Consider the following 4,740-nt stretch of genomic DNA (forward strand, 5'->3'; position numbering starts at 1 on the left):
AGCAGGACCTTGGGCGTGCTGCCGAAGACCTCTTCGATTGCATCCAGATACATACGCTCACGCATAATCTCGGGGGAGTTGCGGTACTCGCCGACCAGCGCGTTGAAGCGGTTGGCCTGACCTTGGGCCTCGGCCACCACGGATTCGCGATAACCCTGGCCCTGCTCGACGATACGCTGCGCCTGGCCCTGCGCCGCCGGAATGATGGCATTGGCGTAAGCCATACCTTCGTTGATGGTGCGCTGACGATCCTCGCGGGCTCGGATCACATCGTCGAAGGCATCGATCACTGGCGCCGGCGCCGAGGTGGATTCGATGTTGATGGTCTGCAGACGAATGCCGGCACCGTAGGCATCGAGATAGCTCTGCAGGCGGCTGGCCACGGAGCTGCCGAGAATCTCGCGGCCCGAGGTCAGGATATCGATCATGTCGGTACCGCCGACCACGTGACGCAGCGACGAATCCAGCGCGTTCTCGATGGAGAGCGCCGGGTTGCGTACGTTGAGCACGAAGTCCTTAGGATTGGAAACCTGGTACTGAGCCGAGATCTCGACTTCGACGATGTTCTCGTCGCGGGTCAGCATCGACTGGGTCTGGGAAACCGAGCGCACGCGGGTCACGTTGACCATGCGCACGTCGTCGATCAAGGGCGGATTCCACTGAAGACCCGGCTCGACGATGCCTTGGTACTCGCCGAAACGCAGCACGACACCGCGCTCGGACTGATCCACCAGGTAGAAGCCCATCGCCGCCCAGATGGCCAGCGCGACGATCAGCCCCGGCGCGGGAAGCGCCGGGGCGTTGCGCGGCTTGCCGCAACCGCCGTTGCCACCGCTCCCGTTACCGCTGCGCTTGCCGCTGCCACCCAGCATGCCGTTGAGCTTCTGCTGGAACTTCTTCAGCGCCTCGTCCAGATCCGGTGGCCCCTGATTGTTGCCGCCGTTGTTTCCCCCGTTGTTACCCCCGCCGCCCGTGTTGCCACGATCGTCGCTGCCACGGTCGCCGCTGCTGCCGCGTCGGCCACCACTGCTCCATGGGTCGTGCTGGTTGCCACCACCAGGCTCATTCCAGGCCATACTTCGTCTCCACTAAGGTGTTAACCTGCACGCGGCCCCGCGTTCAGCGAGGCCGCCATGCTTATAATATTGTTGCTCTAGGTGCGCACCGGCGCTCTGAGCGTGGCCGACTCGCCGCGCCCCCTACCACTCGTCGGGCTCTTGCAGCGCCTTGGGCAAGTAGGTGTCGGCGCGCTCGCCGAGCTGGGCCATCAGCTGATTGAAATCGCGCCGCGGCAGGCGAACGTCGAGCACCGAGCGCCCCTGCTCGTCGAACCGCTCTTCTCGCACGGCATTCAGCGCGTGAAGGCCCGCCCTGAGCTTACCCTGCTCCGGCGCGAGCGTCAGCGAAAAACCGATGACGTCGTCGGCGAGCCGTTCGGACAGCGCCTGGTGAAGAAGATCGAGCCCCTGCCCCTCGCGCGCCGAGAGCCAGACCACCTCCGGGCGGCCCTGGCCATCGCGCTCGATGCGCGGGGCGCTGTCGAGTCGGTCGATCTTGTTCATCACCTTGAGTACCGGTACGCCGTCGGCACCGATCTCCTTGAGCACGCTGTCGACCTGCTGCACGTTGAGCTCGCGGTCCGGGTCGGCGGCGTCGATCACGTGGATCAGAAGCGACGCCTCCGCGGCCTCCTGAAGCGTCGCCTGGAACGCCTCCACCAGCTTGTGCGGCAGGTGGCGAATGAAGCCGACGGTATCGGCCATCACGATCGGCCCGACGTCGTCGATCTCGAGCCGGCGCAGGGTCGGGTCGAGAGTGGCGAACAGCTGATCGGCGGCGTACACCTTAGCATCGGTGAGTACGTTGAAAAGCGTTGACTTGCCGGCGTTGGTATAGCCGACCAGCGATACGCTCTGGATTTCCGCGCGCGAGCGGGCGCGGCGATTCTGCTCGCGCTGGCTGCGCACCTTGTCCAGGCGCTTGTGGATCGCCTTGATCCGACCGCGCAGCAGGCGGCGGTCGGTCTCGAGCTGGGTCTCGCCCGGCCCGCGCAGGCCGATGCCGCCCTTCTGGCGCTCGAGGTGAGTCCACCCGCGCACCAGGCGCGTGGACATGTATTCGAGCTGGGCAAGCTCGACCTGCAGCTTGCCCTCATGGGTTCTGGCCCGTTGGGCGAAGATATCCAGGATCAGGCCCGTACGATCGAGAACGCGACACTTGAGCTCGCGCTCGAGGTTGCGCTCCTGGGAGGGACCCAATCCATGGTTGAAGATCACGAGTTCGGCCTGATGGGCGCCAAGCAGCGCTCTCAGCTCGTCGAGCTTCCCCGACCCGATGAAGGTACGCGGATCGGGGCGCTGACGACTTGCCGTGAGCAGTGTCGCGGGCTCTGCACCGGCAGAGCGCACGAGCTCCAAGAACTCACCCGGGTCTTCTCGCGCCTGCTCATCGAAGAAGTCCACGTGAACAAGTACGGCCGTTTCACCGGCATCTGGGCGTTCAAAAAACAATCAATACCTCTTGTATCTCGAGCTGACCACGGACCTCAGACATCAGCATCCGCGGCGGCCGGGTCTTGAGCCGGCAGGCGCACGTTGCGTGAGGGCACTACCGTGGAGATAGCGTGTTTGTAGACCATCTGGCTCACGGTGTTGCGCAGCAGGATGACGAATTGATCGAAGGACTCGATCTGTCCCTGCAGCTTGATGCCGTTGACCAGGAAAATGGATACCGGAATGCGCTCCTTGCGCAGGATATTCAGGTACGGGTCTTGAAGGGACTGCCCTTTGGACATGCTGCTCTCCCTAAACTGTCGTTGGGGGTTGGTTATCAATGGCGCGCCGGGGCGCTGCCGCAATCTTGTTGCCCGAAAGGCCTGAGTGACGAAACTGTCTGGCCGCTCGAAAAATCCGTGCTTGCGAAAAGACCATCTTACGCTAAGCACCGCTTTCGCGCACGATTTTCAGCACCTTATCCGCAAGCTCGGGCTGGCTTGCATCGACCCACGCAAGTCCCGCCCAGCTTCTTAACCACGTTAGCTGACGTTTGGCGAGCTGGCGAGTGGCGATGATGCCCCGCTCGATCATCGCGGCGCGATCATACTCGCCGTCGAGATGCTCCCACGCCTGGCGGTAGCCCACGCTCTTCATCGACGGAAGCGAGCGGTCGAGATCGCCTCTCTTTCTGAGGGCGGCCACCTCGTCTATCAAGCCCTGGGACACCATCTTCTCGAAACGCTGCGCGATACGCTCGTGCAGCACGCGCCGCTCAAGCGGGGCGAGCCCTATCGACACCACGCGATAGGGAAAGGTTTCCGGGCGCTGCTCGGCCCAGAGCTCGCTCATCGGCCGGCCGCTGACCCGGTAGACCTCGAGGGCGCGCAAGAGCCGCTGGGGGTCGTTGGGATGGATGCGACGGGCAGAGACCGGGTCGACGCGGGCGAGCTCGGCGTGCAGCCCGTCGAGCCCCTGAGCCTCGCGCTCCCGGGCGAGCTCGGCACGCACCGACTCGTCGGCGGCGGGCAGATCCGCCACCCCGTCGAGCAGGCGCTTGTAGTAGAGCATGGTGCCGCCCACCAGCAGCGGGATCTTGCCCGCCGCGCTGATTTGCCGCATCTCGGTGAGCGCATCGACGCGAAAATCTCCCGCCGAGTAGGGCTCCGCCGGGTCCCTGACATCGATCAGCCGGTGCGGCGCGCGGGCAAGCTCGCAGGCACTCGGCTTGGCGCTGCCGATGTCCATGCCGCGGTAGACCATGGCGGAATCGACGCTGATCAGCTCGCAGCCCAGCCGCTCGTGCAGCGCGATCGCGGTATCGGTCTTGCCGGCGGCGGTCGGCCCCATCAGGAAGATCGCCAAAGGGCGTGTATCGGCCATCGCGTGGCAACTCCGTTCGTTGTGCGCCGCTACTGGCCGCGCAGGAAAAGCTTGTCGAGCGCCTTCATGCTCATCTGGGTCCAGGTGGGCCGCCCGTGATTGCACTGGTCGCTGCGCTCGGTACGCTCCATGTCGCGCAGCAGCGCATTCATCTCGTCGAGCGTCAGGCGCCGATTGGCGCGCACGCTGCCTTGGCAGGCCATGGTGGAGAGCAGCGCGTGCAGCCGCGCCTCCACCTGGTGGGTGCGCCCGAAGCTCGCCAGCTCCTCGAGCATCTCGCGCACAAGCCCTTCGGGGTCGGCGCCGGCCAGAAGTGCCGGCAGGCTGCGCACCAATAGCGTCTCGGGGCCGGCCACGTCGAGCTCGACGCCGAGGCGCGCGATGGCGTCCTGCTCGCTCTCGACGGTGGCTACCTCCTGGGCGCTGGCGGCCAGCGACACCGGCACCAGCAGCGGCTGGGTGTCCACCCCCTGCATCGCGAGCTGAGTCTTCATCCGCTCGTAGACGATCCGCTCGTGGGCGGCGTGCATGTCGACGAGCACCAGTCCCTGGGCGTTCTGGGCCAGAATGTAGATGCCGTGCAGTTGGCCGAGCGCGAAGCCGAGCGGCGGCGCGCTGGTCGGGTCCGCCTCGGGCAGCGCGACCGGCGCCTCGTCACCTTGAGGCCGGGGTGTCAGAAGCGTCGCCTCGTGGTCCGGGTGCAGCGCCTGGTAGCCCTGCATGAAGCGGCGCACCCGCTCGGCGCCGGGGTGGCGCTGGGCGCCCGCCCCTTCGCCCAGCGCCATGCCCTGCTGCTGCCAGCGCGGTGCCGGCGCCGAAGGCGTGGCGGTCGGCGGTTCGGCGCTTTCACCGCTTTCGGCTGAGG

The 4,740-nt window shown here is 65.9% G+C and carries 4 protein-coding genes and 1 pseudogene; all 5 read right to left on the reverse strand.

Annotated elements, in window-relative coordinates:
- Nucleotides 1–1,076 (reverse strand): FtsH protease activity modulator HflK (hflK, locus tag BIS11_RS11015; RefSeq protein ID WP_253586049.1); only part of this gene is annotated, 1,076 nt, incomplete at its 3' end.
- Nucleotides 1,077–1,199: 123 nt separating this feature from the next.
- Entirely contained in the window at nucleotides 1,200–2,510 is a 1,311-nt protein-coding gene (gene hflX / locus BIS11_RS11020; protein WP_253422624.1) for a ribosome rescue GTPase HflX, read from the reverse strand.
- 35 nt (nucleotides 2,511–2,545) lie between these two features.
- Nucleotides 2,546–2,794, reverse strand: coding sequence for an RNA chaperone Hfq (gene hfq / locus BIS11_RS11025; protein WP_227390337.1), 249 nt, complete (start codon nucleotides 2,792–2,794; stop codon nucleotides 2,546–2,548).
- A gap of 142 nt (nucleotides 2,795–2,936) precedes the next feature.
- A complete protein-coding gene (gene miaA / locus BIS11_RS11030) occupies nucleotides 2,937–3,875 on the reverse strand; it encodes a tRNA (adenosine(37)-N6)-dimethylallyltransferase MiaA (RefSeq protein ID WP_253422626.1) in 939 nt (312 codons plus the stop codon).
- 29 nt (nucleotides 3,876–3,904) lie between these two features.
- Nucleotides 3,905–4,740, reverse strand: a pseudogene (gene mutL / locus BIS11_RS11035) (DNA mismatch repair protein MutL); the annotation flags it as partial.

It is taken from the genome of Halomonas sp. 707D4, assembly GCF_024158685.1.
Lineage (GTDB): Bacteria > Pseudomonadota > Gammaproteobacteria > Pseudomonadales > Halomonadaceae > Vreelandella.